Origin of the sequence: Mesorhizobium kowhaii, assembly GCF_042431665.1 — a bacterium.
Taxonomy (GTDB): Bacteria; Pseudomonadota; Alphaproteobacteria; order Rhizobiales; family Rhizobiaceae; genus Mesorhizobium; species Mesorhizobium kowhaii.
Map to the genome: position 1 here is coordinate 1 of NZ_JBHLYT010000192.1, position 622 is coordinate 622.

Annotated in this window: 1 pseudogene; it reads left to right on the forward strand. The window is 60.5% G+C overall.

The window, feature by feature from the left end:
• Positions 1–12: 12 nt before the first annotated feature.
• Positions 13–622 (forward strand): annotated as a pseudogene (locus ACFFNA_RS39290) (ISKra4-like element ISMet1 family transposase); the annotation flags it as partial.

Sequence of the window (622 nt, forward strand, 5' to 3'; positions counted from 1 at the left end):
TGCCATCCTGGCATGGTCGCTGCCTTCGCACCACTCAACGAGATCTGCCCTGATCGAGCCACGCCTGAACTGATTGAACTGACGGCGCGATTGGGAAGCATGATGCCGTATCGGCAGGCAGCGAAGGTGCTTGGCGAATTTCTGCCCATTGAACCCACCGAGACGTACGTGACCGTGCGCAAGCGGACCATCAGGATCGGTGAACGGCTCGATGAACAGATCGCGAAGGAAGAAAGGCGCGCGCGAGCTCAAAGGCACGATCGAAGCCAGCTTGAAATGCAGCTTCCCGGCGACCGACGCAAAGAGTTCGTCATCAGCATCGATACGGCACATGTTCGCAGCGCCGATCCCAATTCCGCGCGAAACTTCGAGCTCGTTGTAGCTCGATGCGGCCGCGGCGGTCGGGGTGATGTCGGTGGCCGCTACCTCGTGACCAGCAACACCGACCAGGCTGCAATCCGGGATCGAGCCCTCCACGCACTTCAGCAAGAAGGCTATTGCGGCTTTGGCAACGTCACCGTGATCTCGGACGGCGCCGAAATCCTGAAGCGGCTGCCCCGCGCCATGCCGAAGCCGACAGCCCACATCATCGACTGGTTCCACATTGCCATGAAGATCCAGC